Consider the following 18745-nt stretch of genomic DNA (forward strand, 5'->3'; position numbering starts at 1 on the left):
GATTGCTAAGATATTGATTATCGCTCAATGAGGAACGGATTATGCCCAAGCTAAAAAACAAGGAATACGAAAAAGAGCTCAGAAAATTACAGGTAGAATTGGTTAAACTGCAAGAGTGGGTTAAACATAAGGGATTAAAAGTCGTGGTCCTGTTCGAAGGCCGCGATGCTGCGGGTAAAGGCGGTGTCATTAAGCGAATCACAGAGAAGCTCAACCCTCGTGTTTGCCGCGTGGTTGCCTTACCTGCCCCTACCGAGAAAGAAAAAACGCAATGGTACTTTCAACGCTACGTGGCTCATTTACCGTCTGCGGGTGAAATCGTCTTATTCGATCGCAGTTGGTATAACCGAGCTGGCGTCGAAAAAGTGATGGGCTTTTGTACAAAAGAGGAATACGAAGAGTTTCTTCGCTCCTGCCCTGAATTTGAACGAATGCTCCAGCGCTCTGGCATTATCTTAATTAAATACTGGTTCTCTGTATCCGATGAAGAACAGGAAAAACGTTTTATGGGACGAATTAATACGCCAATAAAACGCTGGAAGTTTAGCCCAATGGATTTAGAATCACGCCACCGCTGGGTAGAATACTCTGAAGCCAAAGACAAGATGTTTGCTTACACCGACACCAAAACTAGTCCTTGGTGGGTGGTGCCGTCTGACTCGAAAAAGAAAGCACGCCTAAATTGTATCAGTCACCTACTGAGCCAAATTGACTATAGAACATTAGAGTACCCTACGATCAAATTGCCAGACATCAAAAAAGAAGGCTACATCCGAGCGCCAATCAATGAGCAAACATTCGTGCCTGAAAAATATTAACACGGTTCGCTATCGTGCGCTTTTTAGAGTCAATATTGAAAAAGGCCAGTGTGATACTGGCCTTATGCTTACTTCAACACATCATCAATACTGTCTTCACCTAGGTGCCTAATATCTTTCCCTTTTACGAAGTAAATGATGTATTCACAGATATTTTGACATCGATCCCCCACTCGCTCTATCGCCCTTGCGGACCACATCACTTGAAGTATATGGGGGATATCATTTGGCTCTTCCATCATAAACGTGGTCAACTGGCTAATGATGGCTTGGTATTCAGCATCAAGTTTATCGTCGAGTTTATAGACTTTCACTGCGGCATCAACGTCCATACGCGCAAAAGCATCCAGCACTTGATGAAGCATTTGTATGGCTTGACGACAAAGCGGATCTAAAGATATTTGAAATTGGCGTTCTTTAGAAGATGGACTTTCAATGGCAACATAAGCGATGCGTGTCGCGACATCACCGATGCGCTCCAAATCCACGATGGTTTTGATAATAGCCATGATCAAACGCAAATCTTTTGCCGTAGGCTGACGCTTAGCAATGATACGCGTACAGGCATCATCAATGGAAACTTCCATGGCATTCACTTTATGGTCATCACGCACAACTTTACGGGCTAACTCGATATCTTCTTTGTGCAACGCTTGAACGGCGTATGAAAGCTGCTGTTCAACCAAGCCTCCCATGGTTAATACATGAGTACGAATCGATTCTAGCTCGACATTAAATTGTCCAGATATGTGACGTCCAAAGTGCATGATTGTCCTTTCGTCTTGTGTAAGCTTAGCCGTAGCGGCCAGTGATATAATCTTCCGTTTGCTTTTTCATTGGCGACGTGAAGATCGAGTCTGCATCCGAATATTCAATTAACTTACCCATATGAATAAACGCAGTATGATCACTGACCCGTGCGGCTTGTTGCATGTTGTGGGTAACGATCACCACAGTATATTGAGTCTTGAGTTCGTTGATAAGCTCTTCGATGGTTAAAGTTGATATAGGATCCAGTGCAGAAGTAGGTTCATCCAATAACAAAACTTCTGGCTCGATTGCAATCGCTCGAGCAATGACTAAACGCTGTTGTTGACCACCAGATAAACCAAATGCATTCTCATGCAGTCTGTCTTTTACTTCATCCCATAACGCTGCTGAACGCAAAGACCGTTCCGCTGCATCGTCCAAAGTTCTGCTGTTTTTTACGCCTTGTAGACGCAGCCCATAAATCACGTTTTCATAAATCGATTTAGGGAATGGGTTGGGACGCTGAAACACCATACCCACTCGGCGTCTGAGTGTCGCAACGTCCACATTAGGATGGTAGACGTTCTTGCCATGCAAACGAACTTTGCCGCTCACCTTACAGCCTTCCACTAGATCATTCATCCTGTTGATACAACTCAATAAGGTCGACTTACCGCAACCGGAAGGTCCGATAAATGCGGTTACTCGTCCTTTGGGAATTCGCATTGAAATATCATGTAATGCTTGGGTTTGACCATAGAACAGATTAAGGTCCTCTATTGAAATTGCCGTTTGCGCATCCGTTAAGTTATGCACGTCCAGCGGCGGTTGATAACCTAATGTATTATCAAAATTAAACATACTTAATCTTGTCCTAACGTTCTGTATTTTTCGCGTAAATTATTGCGAATACTGATTGCAGTTAAGTTTAGTCCGACAATGACGGTGACGAGCAAAAACGAAGTGGCATAAACCAAAGGTCGCGCTGCTTCAATATTGGAAGTCTGAAAACCGATGTCATAAATATGAAAGCCTAAATGCATGAATTTTCGGTCCAGATGCACATACGGAAATTGGCCATCGACAGGTAAACTCGAAGCCAACTTTACGACACCAACCAACATCAGCGGGGCGACCTCCCCAGCCGCGCGAGCGATCGCAAGAATTAAGCCGGTGATGATTGCTGGCGTGGCCATAGGTATAATCACTCGCCATAGCGTTTCAAACTGTGTCGCGCCAAGCGCTAAAGAACCATGTCGTACCGAGCTTGGGATACGTGTTAAACCTTCCTCTGTGGTAACGATGACCACTGGAAGTGTTAATACCGCCAAGGTTAATGCAGACCATAACAAACCTGGGGTACCAAATGTTGGAGCAGGCAGTTTTTCGGCATAAAAGAGGCTATCAATTGAGCCACCGATGGTATAGACGAAAAACCCCAAACCAAACACGCCGTACACAATAGACGGAACCCCAGCCAAGTTAATCACCGCAATGCGGATAATTCGAGTCAGTGCATTATTTTTCGCATACTCATGAAGATAAATCGCGGCGATCACGCCAAGAGGCATGACGATAATTGACATAATAATCACGAGAAATACGGTCCCAAATATCGCCGGGAACACACCGCCTTCTGAGTTTGATTCTCTAGGATCGTCGGAGAGAAACTTCCATACTTGTTTGCCCCAGTGCACCACTTTATCAACAAAAGACATTTGATTTGGATACCAGTAGTCCAATATATCTTCTAAAGGGATCGCAATCTGCTCGCCAGTCATGTCTTCAACAATCAAAGCATAATCGGACAATTGTAAACGTAACCCATCCAGCTGTAACTCAACGCTGGCAAGCTGCTGCTTTATTTGCTGCTCCCGCTCTTGGTTCTGGGTTAGGAACTCATCAGTAATGCGGTTATTGAGCTCACGTTTACGTTTTTCGAGCCTTAATTGTTCTAACTGCCAACCTAGCGCCTTTAGCTGAGTTTGAACAAGTTTATCAATCTCGTCATGTAAGCTCTCTGCATCGCCAAGCTTTTTATCTAAAACGGTCTGAATATCCGTTTTATAAATGCTCTCACCATCTCGAAATGCCACCAGCTTGCCAAAAAAGTAGCCGCCACTACTGCGCTCAATAACCGCCCACTCTTTCGGTGTCGTGGGCTCACTCAACTGTATTTTAAGCACAGAGATAAAATCAGAGGGATAAAGCTCGCGGTTGGCTATTTTAATATTTAAACGTGTAGCAAAATCTTCATCATCATCGAGTTTTCGGGCTGCATTTTCCGGGAGGTAGCTCTTTGGCACAAAGCTGCGTTCATAAACTTGCCCAATAAGAATGGGGTTTTCTTGCAATACTTCCCCTTGTACTGAGGTCAATGCTGTCACATTCCATTGATACAACGGAGCCGGCCAAAAATAGGTTAATCCTTTCCAGCCAATCAAAAGCAATAAGCCCAATACTGAGAGCAAGCTAACACTGACCGCTCCACCGGTTAGCCAAATCCACGGTGCGCCAGAACGAATCCAATTTAACATGTCGCTACTCGCTCTTTATCCAAAGCATCATTACAACGCACGGTATTTATCTCTTAATCTCTGACGAACGAACTCTGCGAGTGCGTTGACCGCAAAAGTAAACACGAACAAAATCAACGCAGCCAGGAACAACAACCTAAAGTGTGAGCTTCCAACTTCAGATTCAGGTAACTCAACCGCAATCGTTGCAGACAAGCTTCTTAAACCCTCTAAGATGTTCCAATCCATGAGTGGCGTATTACCTGTCGCCATCAATACAATCATGGTTTCACCTACGGCCCGTCCCAACCCCATCATGATGGCGGAGAAGATTCCTGGACTCGCAGTAAGTAAAACAACATGAACGAGCGTCTGCCATGGTGTCGCACCTAATGCTAGCGAACCATCCGATAAATGCTTAGGGACCGAGAAAATCGCATCTTCAGCAATCGTGAAAATCGTCGGAATTACCGCAAAGCCCATCGCTAAACCAACGACAAGCGCATTTCGTTGATCGAAGCCAATGCCATGCTCCGTGAGAAACAAGCGCATATCACCATCAAAAAATGCGTGTTCGATACTTGGGGATAACCAAACCCCCGCTACAATGATGAGTAAAATCAACGGCATCAATACCAAGCATGCCAACCATTAGGAAGTCGGTTACGTAACGGTTGCGGTAATAGCGCCCAAACTCCACCGATCAGCATCACACTGATGGGTAAGATGAATAACATGACCACCATGGTGATCAAATGATCCTCCACAATAGGAGCAAACCAAAGTCCTGCAAGAAAACCGATAATGACCGTGGGTAGTGCTTCCATCAATTCAATCGACGGTTTTACCACTCGCCTCATCCTTGGTGACATGAAATACGCAGTATAAATCGCACCAAATACCGCTAAAGGCACAGAAAATAACATGGCGTAAAGTGCGGCTTTGATCGTACCAAAAGCTATGGGGATTAAACTGAACTTCGCTTCAAACGCATCGCTTCCCGAAGTGGATTGCCAAACAAACTCCGGCTCGGGGTATCCTTCATACCAGACTTCTTGCCATAAAGATGAAAATGACACTTCTGGATAAGCATTGTCGACGACAGCCACACTCAGCTGATTGTCTTGCCATGAAATCAGATAGCGTTCATTGTGAGACATTGCGGCCATTGTAGGCGCTTTAGCGTATGCACGCTTGAACAAGACCAGCTTTTCACTCGTCGTATAGTGGCTTTGTAATGTACCGTTGGTATAAAAGCTATAAAATCCTTTTTGATGCATATCCGGCAATAGATATTTCAGCTCGGCAGCCAATTTAAAGTCTCGAATATACGTTAGCTTACGCTCAGCACCTTGCAGCGTATCAAACCACTGCGACACTCGACCGTCATTATGGGTAACAAGCAGTGAATAAGCACCGGCGAGTAAGTCAATGTGTCGCACGGTGTGCGCTTTTTCACCAAGAGTAAGGTCGACCACTTCACGCACAGTAAACCGCGATAGCCCTTTCTTCAACACAATCAGTTCAGAACCATTTCGCAGGTATAAGGTTTCCCCATCGGGGGTAATCACCATTTGTTCCGGCGCATCGAAAGTGGAAGGGAAAGCATAGTCAACGGTAGCACTCTCTGAATCTAACGATGACGATGCCTGCCAGCGCGCTTTGACTTGTCCACTTCGAGTTTGCCACACAAAAGTGGCAGATTGCATGGGATTACTAAAAGTAAATTGAATGACAGGATCCGACGAGTCTGCAAGCGCCAAATTAAACTTTGGGTTCAACACCATGACTTCCGGTGGTCGGGTATTTTGTTTCAATGTCGCGTGGAATTCAGGCTTAAAGAGATGAGCAACACCTTGAATATCCACCAAACCGTACCAACCGATACTGGATGCCGAATGAAAAGCGGCAATGGATTGTTGAGTAATTTGCTGAGTATGGATCGCTGGTTGATTCGGGGCATCCATTGGCAAGAACTGTACTTGTCCAGTTTGCGTCAATACAAAAGCAAGCTGAGCATAATCGTCTATAGATATTGCAAGAGGCTGACCTACATTCGTCATTCTAGCCGAATGGTTTGTTTTTATCTCTGCGTCAGAGAAAAGCGGCATCACGACCATAGCCAAATATATAAAGATCAAAATAAGTGCGGCAAGCACCCCCAAACCACCACAAGTCACTGCAAATCGAACTAAACGATCTTTGACAAGACGTTTTTTATCTTTTTCCTGCAATGAAAACTCAGCTTGTGGCATGTATCGCTCTACCTTTTTTGACTTGGTACTAGAATATGTCTTTAAGATGACAATTATATTACACCTGTTACTAAATGACTGAAAACTCTATAACCAAATCCCCCCCGATCAGTTCGGTGCAAAAAAGGGGGATTCAACATTTCTCTGGTATAAAGCGATGCAACCGGTTGATGTGAAATAAAAATGAAACAAAAATCACATAATGTGCATACAGAGTAACAATAATACTAAATAAGTCAGATCCCTTCTCGCTAGGCAAAAGTTATGAGCACAGAAAAACTCTATATAGAAAAAGAACTTAGTTGGTTATCGTTTAATGAGCGTGTATTGCAAGAAGCCGCAGATAAAACCGTGCCTCTGATTGAGCGCATTCGTTTCCTAGGTATTTTTTCCAATAATCTTGATGAGTTCTATAAAGTTCGTTTCGCTGACGTTAAGCGTCGGATCCTAATCAACCAAGAGCGAGGTGGCAGTGATGCCCCGAAACGGTTGTTGTCTAAGATGCAAGCAAAATCGATGAAGCTTAATGATCAATTCGACGAATTGTATAACGAGTTGATTAGAGAAATGGCTCGTCGTCGGATCTTTCTCGTCAATGAACAGCAACTCGATGAGACTCAACAAAAGTGGATCTCCAAATATTTTCATCGAGAAGTCGTTCCACACATCACACCATTGCTGATGAAAGACGACATAGACGTCCTGCAATTTTTAAAAGATGAATACGCCTATATTGCGGTTGATTTACGCAAAGGGGACCAATCTCAATACGCGTTACTAGAAATCCCTACCGATCACCTTCCCCGCTTTGTCATGGTTCCTGAGCAAAAAGGTAAGCGGCGTAAAACGATTATCTTGCTCGATAACATCATCCGCTATTGTTTGGATGACCTATTTAAGGGTTTTTTCGACTACGATGAGCTCGCAGGTTACTCCATGAAGATGACACGTGATGCGGAATACGATTTACGCAACGAAATCGAATACAGTCTTTTGGAGCAAATGTCCGAAGGGGTAAATCAGCGCCTAACTGCGATGCCAGTGCGTTTTGTGTATGAACGTGAAATGCCTCAAGAAATGCTCGACTTTTTATGTAAGAAGTTACAGATATCCAATTACGATAACCTCACACCTGGCGGCCGCTACCACAATTTTAAAGACTTCATTGCTTTTCCTAACGTCGGTCGAGAATATCTAGAAAACAAACCTCTACCACCGATGAAGTGTGCCGATTTTGAAGGTTATCCAAACTGCTTTAAAGCCATCAAAGCCAACGACATTCTACTTTATTATCCTTATCACACCTTTGATCATATTAGTGAATTGGTTCGCCAAGCCTCTTTCGACCCGAAGGTCATAGGCATCAAGATCAACATTTATCGGGTTGCAAAAGACTCCCGTTTAATGAATTCACTGATCGATGCGGTTCACAATGGCAAAAACGTCACCGTGGTTGTTGAGCTACAAGCAAGGTTTGATGAAGAAGCAAACATTGAATGGTCGAAGGTACTCACAGAAGCCGGAGTCCATGTTGTTTTCGGCGCCCCTGGTTGAAGATTCACTCTAAGCTGCTACTGATCAGTCGTCGAGAAGGTGAGGAAATCGTTCGTTACGCCCATATTGGAACAGGGAACTTTCACGAAAAAACTGCACGTATTTACACTGACTTTGCCCTGCTGACTGCCGATCAAGAACTCACCAATGAAGTGCGTAACGTCTTTGGCTACATTGAGAACCCTTACCGCCCCGTAAGATTTAATCACTTGATCGTTTCACCACGAAATTCTCGCACCCAATTATACCGATTGATTGATAACGAAATTGCCAACGCAAAACTTGGTAAAAAAGCGAGCCTAACGATTAAGGTTAACAACTTAGTCGACAGGGGGATCGTCAACAAGCTTTATGGCGCCAGTGTCGCTGGCGTGAAAATAAATATGATCATTCGTGGTATGTGCTCATTGGCACCAGGGATTGAAGGGGTAAGTGATAACATTCGTATTATTAGTATTGTGGATCGTTTTTTAGAGCACCCTCGGGTAGTTATTACCCACAATGATGGCGACCCGCAGGTATACATCTCTTCAGCCGACTGGATGACAAGAAACATCGATCATCGAATCGAAGTCGCGACCCCAGTTCGTGATCCACGTTTGAAACAGAGAATTATTGATATTACCAACATCCATTTTACCGATACAGTAAAGGCGCGCATAATAGATAAAGAGATGAGCAACAACTACGTGCCACGAGGCAACCGCAAAAAAGTTCGCTCTCAAATTGCCATCTACGACTATCTTAAAAATACAGAAAAACAAACTAGAAAACAGAAGTTAGATGAATCAGATACTTGAACAAGATGAACGCTATATCGCAGCAATTGACCTAGGCTCCAACAGCTTCCACATGGTCGTTGCCAAGGTGGTCGGCAGTGACTTGCAACTTGTCAGCCGACATAAGCAGCGCGTTCGATTGGCTTCTGGCCTAGACAGCGAACTTAATTTAAACCATGAAGCCATGCAGCGTGGGTTGGATTGCCTTGCAATGTTCGCTGAACGTTTGCAAGGTTTTGATGAATCCAATGTCCGTATCGCCGCGACACATACGCTAAGGCAAGCCAAAAATGCGCGTTTGTTTATAGAACGTGCGAAAACGGTGATGCCTTTTCCGATTGAAGTGATTCCCGGTGAAGAAGAAGCGCGCCTGATTTACTTAGGTGTTGCTCATACCCAAGTCGAGTCCAACTCAAAGTTAGTGGTTGATATTGGTGGCGGCAGTACCGAAATGATCATCGGTCAAGGATTCGAACCTGAATTGCTCAACAGCAAACAAATGGGGTGTGTTAGCTTTACCGAGCAGTTTTTTAAAAATGGCAAACTGTCAGGAAAAAACTTCACCAAAGCCATGCTCGCGGCTGAACAAAAATTAGAGTCGATCGCGAGCAAATACCGTAAAAAAGGTTGGGACATTGCACTTGGATCATCGGGTACGATAAAGGCCATTCAAGAAGTATTGATTGGATTAGGCTTTGATGATGGCCTGATTACAGGTAAAAGACTCAATAAGTTGATAGAAGTTTTGTGCGCATTCGATTCAATTGATGATATTGAGCTCACAGGGTTGACGGAGGAGCGCAAACCTGTATTTGCTGCTGGGGTGGCGATTCTGAGCGCCATTTTTCAATCGCTACGCATTGATCAGATGTTCTTCTCTGACGGAGCGCTGAGAGAAGGCGTACTGTATGAAATGGAAGAACGTTTCGCTCGTTCAGACATTCGCATGCGTACCACAGAAAACTTGGCACAAAAACATCGCGTCGATCTTGAGCATGCAGCCAGCGTAAAAGGTCTCGCCCGTGATATGCTCCATCAAGTGCATTCAGCTCTTGGAATCAAGAAAAAGAGTGATCTGTTTGACCTACTCGAATGGGCCGCGCTTTTGCACGAAGTGGGACTGAGTATTAATTTACGCAGCTTTCATCGCCATTCTTTTTATATTCTACAACATTCGACACTACCTGGCTTCAACCGCGAGCAACAACTTGTGTTAGCCACACTGGCGCGATTCCAACGCAAAGCATTAAAGTTGCAGGAACTGCCAGAGTTTAACCTCTACAAGCAAAACGATGTACTTAGCTTGATAAAAATCTTACGCCTTTCCATCGTATTAAATGGTCAGCGTAGTGACGAGCCTCTACCGGAAATCTTTTTATCTATCAAAGAAAATGAGTGGGCACTTACTTGCACCGATGATTCATGGTTAGAAAACAACAAATTGCTTCATGCAGATCTACAAGAAGAACAAACTCGGTGGGAGAATGTGAAGTGGACACTGACATTCTGAGCCGTGCTGTAAAGAAGGCTTCCATTAGCAACAATTGAAGTACTTAAAAGTCGTTTATAAACCGACTTTTTGTAACTCTTTTTGCGCAAAATCAGCAGTAATCGGAACATGCCCATCCTTCTCGACTAATGCCTGCCCTTGAGCAGAAAATATAAAGCGAATGAACTCCGCCTCAACGGGGCTTAATGGTTGGTATGGGTGTTTATTTACGTACACGTAGAGATAACGAGAGAGTGGGTACTTACCCGTTACAATGTTGTCTCGCGTAGGCTCGACGTAATCTGTTCCCTTATTCGCGACAGGAACCAATCTAACTCCCGCCACTCGATAACCAACGCCAGAGTAGCCAATCCCACTGATCGTTGAGGCCACCGACTGAACAACCGATGAAGACCCTGGCAGCTCATTCACATGGGTGTCGAAATCACCACCACATAATGCATTGGTTTTAAAGTAACCATAAGTTCCAGACACGGAATTACGACTAAACAACTGTATATTTCGCTTAGCCCAACTAGATTTAATCCCCAGCTGTTGCCAATTAGTGATAAACGCGCTTGCACCACAACGCAGCGTGGCAGAAAACATCGCATCTAACTGACCAAAATTCAGTCCCTTAATCGGGTTATCTTGATGAACAAAAATCCCGATAGCATCAATCGCGACCCTTAAAGCCGTCGGCTTATAGCCATGCTCTCGTTCAAAAGCTTCTACCTCCCTTAAACGCATAGGACGACTCATTGGGCCAAACTGCGCTGTCTGCTCTGTCAGTGCAGGGGCCGCAGTTGAGGAACCAGATGCCTGGATTTGTGCGTTAATATTAGGGTATATCGACTTAAACTCTTCCATCCATAGCGTCGTCATCCCCGCCAGCGTATCAGAACCTACTGACAATAAATTGCCCGCAACGCCCGTCGTCTTTTGGTAGTTAGGCAACGCCTTGTCTTGTGCAGATACAGAATAGGAAGCAACGAACGTCGTCAAAAGAAGTAACCATTTCAACTGTTCTCTCATGCGCTCACCACCAAACGACTCGGCAACACAAAAGAAAATTTACTGCCCACACCAACTTCACTGCTGATTTCTAAATGTGAGTCGTGATGTGTGAGCGCATGTTTTACAATCGCCAATCCCAGACCACTCCCCCCAGTATCTCTAGAGCGAGCTTTATCAACTCGATAAAAACGTTCCGTCAAGCGATGCAAATGTTGTGGCTCAATGCCATCACCGCTGTCTTCTACTTCCAAGTGGGCACCTTGAGCCGATTTAAACCAACGGACATTGATATTCGCTCCGGGTGGCGTGTACTTGACGGCGTTGTAAACCAAGTTGGAGATTGCACTGCGCAACTGATCATCGTCACCAAAAACACGCAATTCGCGATCGACATCAAACTGCAACTTATGATGCTATCTCCGCTCAAACTGGCCGCTTCCTTCTCTAATACTTCAAGCATTGCAGGGACATTGACCACCTCTTCTAATTCATGCATTGGCGCAGCTTCAATCTTCGACAATGTGAGCAATTGATTTACCAACCCATTCATACGATTTAATTGCTCAGTCATCACACCATGAGCTTTTGTCCACATAGGGCCTACCACCATATCTGGATCTTCGGTCATTTCTAAATAACCTTGCAGCACCGTCATAGGAGTACGCAACTCATGGGAAACGTTAGCAAAGAAGTTTCGACGCATACCTTCTAACTGTTTTAATTGACTCACATCACGCACTACCATCAAATGCTCACCCTCGGTATATGGCACGATACGCAGTTCCAGCATGCGTTCGACGTTCAGAGGAGAGCGCATCTCTAACGGTTCAGAAAAATCTTGCTTAGTTAAATATTTGATAAAATCAGGAGTACGGATAAGGTTTGAGATTGGTTGACCGGAATCTTCTGGCCACTGAAAACCGAGCAGGTGTTGAGCCAGTTTGTTACACCAGACGATATTACCTTCTGCACGGAACACAACAACCGCATCGGGCAAAGATTCAGCGCCATTGCGGAAACGACGGATGAGGTTAGTCAGCTCTTTGCGCTTACGTCGCTGACGCTGCTGTAAACGATACAAACCGTTAAATAGCGACTCCCAATTACCACTCCCAGAGGGTGGTGTAAGGCGCTTTTCATCCCATAACCAAGACGATAATCTCACCTGGTTATGCAAATGCCACACAAGTTGTATTGCCGTAGCTGCGAGTAATAACCACGACATATAACCAAACACCCAGCCGACGATAATCCACGGGCTGTAAAAAAAAGCCAGCTCCCAGGCTAGCTTTCTCCATGTTAATCTTTCAACCACTCATTACTCCAAAACGAGATAAAATTAGGTGCGCATCTATGCCTTAACAGAAAAGCGGTATCCAGCGCCTCGCACCGTCTGGATGAGCTTATCATGTCCAGCTAGCTCTAATGCCTTACGCAAGCGACGAATATGCACATCCACCGTACGGTCTTCAACATAAACATTAGTGCCCCAAACATTGTTTAGCAGTTGCTCACGGCTGTAAACTCGCTCTTGATGCGTCATAAAGAAATGCAACATCTTGAATTCTGTCGGTCCCATATCAACCGCTTCATCATTTGCGGTTACTCGGTGTGAAACAGGGTCTAGCTTAAGGCCTTGTACGTCAATAACATCTTCTAATGCCGTAGGGGTCACACGGCGAATAACCGCTTTTAGACGAGCAACAAGTTCTTTAGGAGAAAATGGCTTAGTGATGTAATCATCGGCACCCACTTCTAAACCACGAACTTTATCTTCTTCTTCACCGCGAGCAGTAAGCATTACGACTGGAATATTTCGAGTCAACTCTTCACGTTTCATATGCTTGATAAAGTTAATACCACTACCGCCAGGTAGCATCCAATCTAGTAAGACTAGATCAGGGAAGGGTTCAGCCAGTTTGGTTACCGCAGTATCGTAATCTTCCGCTTCTACCGCTTGATAACCTTTTTGTTCAAGTACAAAGCATAGCATTTCACGAATTGGCGCTTCGTCTTCAACAACCAGAATCCTTCTAGACATAATTGAGTAACCTTGTGTTATTTATGTTAGTTGAACTTATTCATTAAAGAGACCAAGCGCCCCTCTATGCATACGCATTATTACTACAAAGTATGACACTTTTGTGACCCTTGAAAACAAATTTTAATATAACTTTCTTTTGAGGTTCATGAGGATATTTTTCATTTCATTTAAGACATCCGCGACAAAATTCCCTATTATGAGAGCCTTGTCATCAAGCCTAGAGAAGATTTATGTGGTTTAAAAACTGTCTGGTATACCGTGTTAACCGAGAGGTTAACTTCAATGCAGATCAACTTGAAACTCAACTTGCCGAATTTAAATTCACCCCTTGCGGTAGCCAAGATAAACAGAAGTTTGGCTGGGTAAATGCGATGGGGAGACATGGCGATATGATGACGCATGTTTCAGAAAACCGTATCCTGATTTGTGCCAAAAAAGAAGAAAAAATGCTCCCTGCTTCTGTCATTAAAGACTCATTGAATGCAAAAGTAGAAGCCATGGAAGAGCAAGAAGGCCGCCCTCTTAAGAAAAAAGAAAAGGACAACCTAAAAGAAGACATTGTGATGGATTTACTCCCAAGAGCATTTAGCCGCAGTAACCATACACATGTACTGATCATGCCAAAAGAAGCTTTATCCTTGTTGACGCCAGTAGCTACAAAAAGGCCGAAGATGTGCTTGCGCTACTTCGAAAAACGATGGGGAGCTTACCTGTTATCCCTGCAATTCCAGAAACCGCCATCGAAACCACTCTGACGGAGTGGGTTAAAACTGGAGATACCCCAGCAGGCTTTACCATGATGGATGAAGCCGAACTGAAATCGGTTCTGGAAGAAGGTGGCGTGATCCGCTGCAAGAAGCAAGAGCTGACAACAGATGAGATTCGCAACCATATAGCAGCAGACAAAGTGGTGACCAAACTTGCTCTCAATTGGCAAGATCGCATCGAGTTCATCATGACTGAAGATGCTGGTATCAAACGCCTCAAGTTCTCTGACGAACTGAAAGATCAAAACGATGATATTCCCCGTGAAGATCAAGCGGCCCGCTTCGATGCAGACTTTTCATTAATGTGTGGAGAGTTCAGCGCCTTCCTACCAAATCTCTATGAAGCGCTGGGTGGCTTACCAAACCCAAACGCCTAAACTACCTTTCCTAAACAAACGCCCTCACTTTTTGTAGGGCGTTTGTTTATATAATCAACAATCCCTCTAGTCACAGTTCACATTTTGACGTAAAATTTGCGCCCCATTTCCATTAGGTGGAATTGGCCTGACTTGTGATCAGATATTAAGAGAATTGAACAATGACAACTGAGAAAGCATTCGTACCTGAGCTATTATCGCCAGCAGGTAGCCTAAAGAACATGCGTTACGCATTCGCCTACGGCGCTGATGCTGTTTATGCAGGACAACCACGCTACAGCCTTCGTGTCCGTAACAATGAGTTCAACCACGATAACCTAAAAATCGGTATTGACGAGGCGCATGCCCAAGGCAAGAAGCTTTATGTGGTTTGTAACATCCAACCCCATAACTCCAAGCTTAAAACCTTTATCCGCGACCTAAAACCAGTCGTAGAAATGGGTCCAGATGCCCTAATCATGTCAGATCCAGGCCTCATCATGATGGTTCGTGAAGCTTTCCCTGAGATGCCAATTCACCTTTCTGTTCAAGCTAACGCCGTCAACTGGGCGACCGTTAAATTTTGGGCGGCCAACGGTGTAGAGCGTGTCATTGTTTCTCGAGAATTGTCTCTAGAAGAAATCGAAGAAATTCGTGAACACTGCCCGGAAACGGAGCTAGAAGTGTTTGTCCACGGCGCGCTATGCATGGCTTATTCTGGTCGCTGTCTACTTTCTGGTTACATTAACAAACGTGATCCTAACCAAGGCACGTGCACTAACGCCTGTCGTTGGGAATATAAAGTAGAGAAAGGCAAAGAAGACGACGCAGGTCAAATTGTCGAACAATTCGACCCAAATACCGCGCAAGCAATCGAAGTTCAGGACGAAGCACCTGAAACGACTATCGGTCGAGGTAAACCGACGGATGAAGTGGTACTGCTTTCAGAGAGCCACCGTCCAGAAGAAAAAATGGCAGCCTTTGAAGATGAGCATGGTACATATATCATGAACTCTAAAGACCTACGTGCAATCCAACACGTTGAGCGCCTAACAAAGATGGGCGTCCACTCGCTGAAAATCGAAGGCCGCACAAAATCTTTCTATTATTGTGCTCGCACGGCGCAAGTCTATCGTAAAGCCATTGACGACGCCGTGGCAGGAAAACCATTTGATGAAAGCCTCATGAGCACGCTAGAAAGCCTCGCTCACCGTGGCTATACAGAGGGTTTCCTACGTCGTCATACCCATGATACCTATCAAAACTACGACTATGGCTATTCAGTATCCGACGCACAACAATTTGTTGGTGAGTTTACAGGTAAGCGTCGTGGAGACCTGGCAGAAGTGGAAGTGAAAAACAAGTTCCTTGTTGGAGACAGTCTTGAGTTAATGACACCAAAAGGCAACGTTGTTTTCACCTTAGAAGCAATGGAAAACCGTAAGTCACAGTCAATTGAAGATGCAAAAGGTAATGGCCACTTCGTATTCATTCCAGTACCAGAAGACATGGACTTGTCGTATGGTCTGTTAATGCGCAACCTAAACTCTGGACAGGATACCCGCAACCCAACAGGTAAGTAATCATGGCATTACTCATTACTGATAAATGCACTAACTGTGATATGTGTGATCCTGAGTGTCCCAATGGGGCAATCAGCATGGGTGAACGTATTTTTGAAATAGACCCGAACTTATGTACGGAGTGTAAAGGTCATTATGATAAACCGACCTGTCAATCAGTTTGTCCAATATCGAAATGCATCATTACAGACCCAAGCAACATTGAAACCGAAGAACAATTACTTGAAAAGTTTGTAATAATACAAGGACTTGCATAATAAAAAAGGTTCAACTTAGCCAACAAAGTTGAACCTTTTTTTAGCCTGATTTACCAATCGGGTAAATATTGCAGAACAGTTCTTTCTCAAAGTGATATTCTAGCTTTTCGCGCCAATTCTCGGCTTGAGAAACCGGCACTAAGTAAAAATTTTCCCGGCTAGTGTCCGTCACAAAAGCCATTCCGTATTGCATAAGTTCATAATGCACATCGTTAACAAAACCTGGGTCAAGACGTTGACGCCCTGTCAGATGGTTAACATCTTCTCGAGTTAAGAAAACGCCCTTAGGATCACTGCTAAATCTGTGTCTCAACCACTCTGCAAACTCTTTTGCACAAATCATAGTCATGGTTTTTCCCTTATTAAACTCTTTATAGTAGATAACTACTACTATGCTCTTATCTTAGTTCATGAAATCGAAGCGAAAAAGATAAATGGAGCGAGCAACAACCAGAGTCTGGTGACTTTACATATAAAAACAATAAGGCTAATCGATACCAACAATTACAACCCTTTGTTTATTCATTTTTTATAATTAGTACCTAAACAGCTTAAAGTAACTTTTGTCTAGGTATTATTCACTTTAGACAAAAGCGCTATGTTTCTCCAGTTTGATAAAAAGATAACTAGGCAAACAATACCAATCATAAAATCAATGGCTGATACCAATCACAGGAAATAAGTGATCATAAATAGCGTAGGAAAAATGCTTGAGAACGAGGCATTATTTTTCGATAAGTAGTTATTCTACAATCAAAAATAGCAACGGAGTTATCAAGTATTTTAACAAGCTAGAATGACCAGTTATTTACTACGATTGGTATGAGTGTGAATTAATGACCTGAAGGACATAGATCAACCGTTTCTGAACGCTCTGCCCTGACACATGCTCAGGAAGAATGAGTGTCATTATTTAGCGATTAAAGCCAGACATTGATTTGGCATGTCTTTTTGCTTTTTTTTGCGCACCGCCACCGTTTTTAACTCAGTTTGAGGTTGTGGGGTAACCTTAGGCTTCCAACTAGCTAGCTCGGCTCCGCACCCATCACCAGCAGGTGGTGGGTTTTGAGCGATACAATTGAGACTTGAGCTTGGGCAGGACAACCTCACATGAAAATGATAATGATGCCCCCACCAAGGACGGACTTTTCTCAACCAACGACGATCAGCGTTGACTTCTTGCACACACAGTTGCTCTTTAATTACAGGATGAACAAAAATACGCGCTACATCTCTGCTTTGCGCGGCAAGACGAATCAACTCAAAATGTCGTTTTTCCCAACGGTTTTTCCGTATCGAATATGCTTTCAGATCAACAACGCTCACTGGCTTAGGTAATTGAAGTTCATTATAGGAAAGCGGAGTATCGGTTAATCGAAACCAAATATCGATGTCTAATCCCGTTTGATGACTATTATGTCCTGAAGAAAAACGCCCGCCCCGCGGTAAAGACAAGTCTCCGATAAGTAAGTTCTTATTCAGCTTTTGATGAGCTTCTCGAGCTAAGTCTTGTACAAACTTAATCGTATGAGGATGACCATAATAGCGATTCGCTCTACTACGTAAAACTTGGTAGCCGATGCCTTCGGTGGGTAGGGAGCTCGCGCCATCTAAGCAGCCATTAGCGTAACTACCAATTGATGATGAAAGGTTCTTCGTCGGAGTAGAAACATCCTCCCATTGAGTAGCTTGCACGGAGGTTGAGCAAAGAAAGAAATAATATAATAAACGTCTCAACCTCATAGTGTTCATCCCCTAATAATGCTCACCATTATCATAGTAGCTATTAGGAGATAACGCAGAAAAGATGACTGCGACATCGACATCTTCTCCCACGATGCCTCTTATCTGTTTAGTAATAACCTTGGTAACTTCATCTTGCACCTTTTGACCACGATCGAACCAAAGCACTTCGACGAAAGGATAGGCGCTACTGACCTCCCCTTCGCTAAAAAACGTCGTGTAAATATACTCAAAGGTAAAATCCTCTCTTGGGCACTCCATAAGAGGTTGCAGCGTATCAGTGAGCGGTGCTGAAAGAGCCTGAACCGTTTGAGGTTCGACTGCTCGGAATCGAAAATGTGGCATAAGTTTACTTCCTAATTATTATCTTTAAGGATTGATAATAGCAGGAACACTTTAGCTAATCATCCAAGCTTATGGTTAAAGGTCAGCCTTGACACCTAAAAGCCCCTTTCTCTTATTTAGGGCTCAATAGTGGAGATAGGAGGGGTTCGGCAGGGTTGGCAATCCAACTCCCAACATTGCTTCGCAGAAGACAACAGACGTAAAAAAGCCCCAGTCTTTCGACTGAGGCTTTAAATATGGCAGGGGTGGAGAGATTCGAACTCCCAACACGCGGATTTGGAATCCGCTGCTCTGCCAATTGGAGCTACACCCCTAGAAATAGGTAATTAAATTTTTGATGGTTCAGGAGATTTGAACTCCCAACACGCGCCATCTCGCAAAAACTTGGGGAATCCGCTGCTCTGCCAATTGGAGCACACCCCTGTAGTTCGTGTTTACTGAGACGACTCTCACTTTCTATAATATAAGAAAG

The 18745-nt window shown here is 44.0% G+C and carries 11 protein-coding genes, 1 tRNA gene and 6 pseudogenes; 6 read left to right on the forward strand and 12 right to left on the reverse strand.

Features of this window, described 5'->3' with window-relative positions:
• The first annotated feature begins 41 nt into the window (after positions 1–41).
• On the forward strand, positions 42–818 hold the full coding sequence (gene ppk2 / locus SU60_RS08125; RefSeq protein WP_041155077.1) for a polyphosphate kinase 2: 777 nt from the start codon (positions 42–44) through the stop codon (positions 816–818).
• A 68-nt stretch (positions 819–886) separates the two neighbouring features.
• Here ppk2 and phoU read toward each other — a convergent pair whose 3' ends face one another.
• From phoU to SU60_RS08145, 5 genes and pseudogenes are all read right to left on the reverse strand, one after another.
• Positions 887–1585: a phosphate signaling complex protein PhoU gene (gene phoU, locus SU60_RS08130; protein ID WP_041155078.1), complete on the reverse strand. Its 699-nt coding sequence runs from the start codon at positions 1583–1585 to the stop codon at positions 887–889.
• A gap of 25 nt (positions 1586–1610) precedes the next feature.
• Positions 1611–2429, reverse strand: coding sequence for a phosphate ABC transporter ATP-binding protein PstB (gene pstB, locus SU60_RS08135; RefSeq protein ID WP_041155079.1), 819 nt, complete (start codon positions 2427–2429; stop codon positions 1611–1613).
• Between the two features lie 2 nt (positions 2430–2431).
• Positions 2432–3400: pseudogene (gene pstA, locus SU60_RS22895) on the reverse strand (phosphate ABC transporter permease PstA); the annotation flags it as partial.
• Between the two features lie 254 nt (positions 3401–3654).
• Positions 3655–4105, reverse strand: a pseudogene (locus SU60_RS22900) (phosphate ABC transporter permease PstA); the annotation flags it as partial.
• A 30-nt stretch (positions 4106–4135) separates the two neighbouring features.
• Positions 4136–6339 (reverse strand): annotated as a pseudogene (locus tag SU60_RS08145) (ABC transporter permease subunit).
• A 264-nt stretch (positions 6340–6603) separates the two neighbouring features.
• Between SU60_RS08145 and ppk1 the strand changes: the two are divergent.
• Positions 6604–8693, forward strand: a pseudogene (gene ppk1, locus SU60_RS08150) (polyphosphate kinase 1).
• Positions 8677–10182 carry an exopolyphosphatase gene (gene ppx, locus SU60_RS08155; protein WP_041155081.1) on the forward strand — a complete coding sequence of 502 codons (1506 nt, stop codon included), beginning with the start codon at positions 8677–8679 and terminating at the stop codon, positions 10180–10182. Before ppk1 ends, ppx begins: the two are co-directional and overlap by 17 nt.
• Before the next feature lie 54 nt (positions 10183–10236).
• Here ppx and SU60_RS08160 read toward each other — a convergent pair whose 3' ends face one another.
• From SU60_RS08160 to phoB, 3 genes and pseudogenes are all read right to left on the reverse strand, one after another.
• Entirely contained in the window at positions 10237–11196 is a 960-nt protein-coding gene (locus SU60_RS08160; RefSeq protein ID WP_084735699.1) for a PstS family phosphate ABC transporter substrate-binding protein, read from the reverse strand.
• A pseudogene (gene phoR / locus SU60_RS08165) lies at positions 11193–12493 on the reverse strand (phosphate regulon sensor histidine kinase PhoR). Before phoR ends, SU60_RS08160 begins: the two are co-directional and overlap by 4 nt.
• Positions 12494–12529: 36 nt before the next feature.
• The gene (phoB, locus tag SU60_RS08170; protein ID WP_041155082.1) at positions 12530–13219 is read right to left on the reverse strand and encodes a phosphate regulon transcriptional regulator PhoB; all 690 of its coding nucleotides are present in this window, start codon (positions 13217–13219) and stop codon (positions 12530–12532) included.
• Positions 13220–13452: 233 nt separating this feature from the next.
• On the opposite strand from phoB, the pseudogene rdgC reads away from it, so the two are divergent.
• The 3 genes and pseudogenes from rdgC (at position 13453) to SU60_RS08185 (ending at position 16185) form a co-directional block, all read left to right on the forward strand.
• Positions 13453–14366 (forward strand): annotated as a pseudogene (gene rdgC / locus SU60_RS08175) (recombination-associated protein RdgC).
• Between the two features lie 161 nt (positions 14367–14527).
• Positions 14528–15928 (forward strand): prephenate-dependent tRNA uridine(34) hydroxylase TrhP, encoded by a 1401-nt coding sequence (gene trhP / locus SU60_RS08180; RefSeq protein WP_041155083.1) that lies wholly within the window; start codon positions 14528–14530, stop codon positions 15926–15928.
• A 2-nt stretch (positions 15929–15930) separates the two neighbouring features.
• Positions 15931–16185: a YfhL family 4Fe-4S dicluster ferredoxin gene (locus tag SU60_RS08185; protein ID WP_041155084.1), complete on the forward strand. Its 255-nt coding sequence runs from the start codon at positions 15931–15933 to the stop codon at positions 16183–16185.
• Positions 16186–16225: 40 nt separating this feature from the next.
• On the opposite strand, the gene SU60_RS08190 is transcribed toward SU60_RS08185, so the two are convergent.
• From SU60_RS08190 to SU60_RS08205, 4 genes are all read right to left on the reverse strand, one after another.
• A complete protein-coding gene (locus SU60_RS08190; RefSeq protein ID WP_041155085.1) occupies positions 16226–16534 on the reverse strand; it encodes a hypothetical protein in 309 nt (102 codons plus the stop codon).
• 560 nt (positions 16535–17094) lie between these two features.
• Positions 17095–17928, reverse strand: coding sequence for a penicillin-insensitive murein endopeptidase (gene mepA / locus SU60_RS08195; RefSeq protein WP_041155086.1), 834 nt, complete (start codon positions 17926–17928; stop codon positions 17095–17097).
• A gap of 12 nt (positions 17929–17940) precedes the next feature.
• The gene (locus SU60_RS08200) at positions 17941–18273 is read right to left on the reverse strand and encodes a DUF1904 domain-containing protein (protein ID WP_041155087.1); all 333 of its coding nucleotides are present in this window, start codon (positions 18271–18273) and stop codon (positions 17941–17943) included.
• A gap of 237 nt (positions 18274–18510) precedes the next feature.
• Positions 18511–18587 (reverse strand) — tRNA-Trp (locus SU60_RS08205).
• Between the last annotated feature and the right edge of the window lie 158 nt (positions 18588–18745).

Source organism: Vibrio mytili, from assembly GCF_000830505.1.
Classification (GTDB): domain Bacteria; phylum Pseudomonadota; class Gammaproteobacteria; order Enterobacterales; family Vibrionaceae; genus Vibrio; species Vibrio mytili.

Bases quoted from the DNA above. Each gene is read 5' to 3' on its own strand.
- ppk2 (WP_041155077.1), top strand. From the start codon at position 42: ATGCCCAAGCTAAAAAACAAGGAATACGAAAAAGAGCTCAGAAAATTA.
- phoU (WP_041155078.1), bottom strand. From the start codon at position 1,585: ATGCACTTTGGACGTCACATATCTGGACAATTTAATGTCGAGCTAGAA.
- pstB (WP_041155079.1), bottom strand. From the start codon at position 2,429: ATGTTTAATTTTGATAATACATTAGGTTATCAACCGCCGCTGGACGTG.
- ppx (WP_041155081.1), top strand. From the start codon at position 8,677: ATGAATCAGATACTTGAACAAGATGAACGCTATATCGCAGCAATTGAC.
- SU60_RS08160 (WP_084735699.1), bottom strand. From the start codon at position 11,196: ATGAGAGAACAGTTGAAATGGTTACTTCTTTTGACGACGTTCGTTGCT.
- phoB (WP_041155082.1), bottom strand. From the start codon at position 13,219: ATGTCTAGAAGGATTCTGGTTGTTGAAGACGAAGCGCCAATTCGTGAA.
- trhP (WP_041155083.1), top strand. From the start codon at position 14,528: ATGACAACTGAGAAAGCATTCGTACCTGAGCTATTATCGCCAGCAGGT.
- SU60_RS08185 (WP_041155084.1), top strand. From the start codon at position 15,931: ATGGCATTACTCATTACTGATAAATGCACTAACTGTGATATGTGTGAT.
- SU60_RS08190 (WP_041155085.1), bottom strand. From the start codon at position 16,534: ATGACTATGATTTGTGCAAAAGAGTTTGCAGAGTGGTTGAGACACAGA.
- mepA (WP_041155086.1), bottom strand. From the start codon at position 17,928: ATGAGGTTGAGACGTTTATTATATTATTTCTTTCTTTGCTCAACCTCC.
- SU60_RS08200 (WP_041155087.1), bottom strand. From the start codon at position 18,273: ATGCCACATTTTCGATTCCGAGCAGTCGAACCTCAAACGGTTCAGGCT.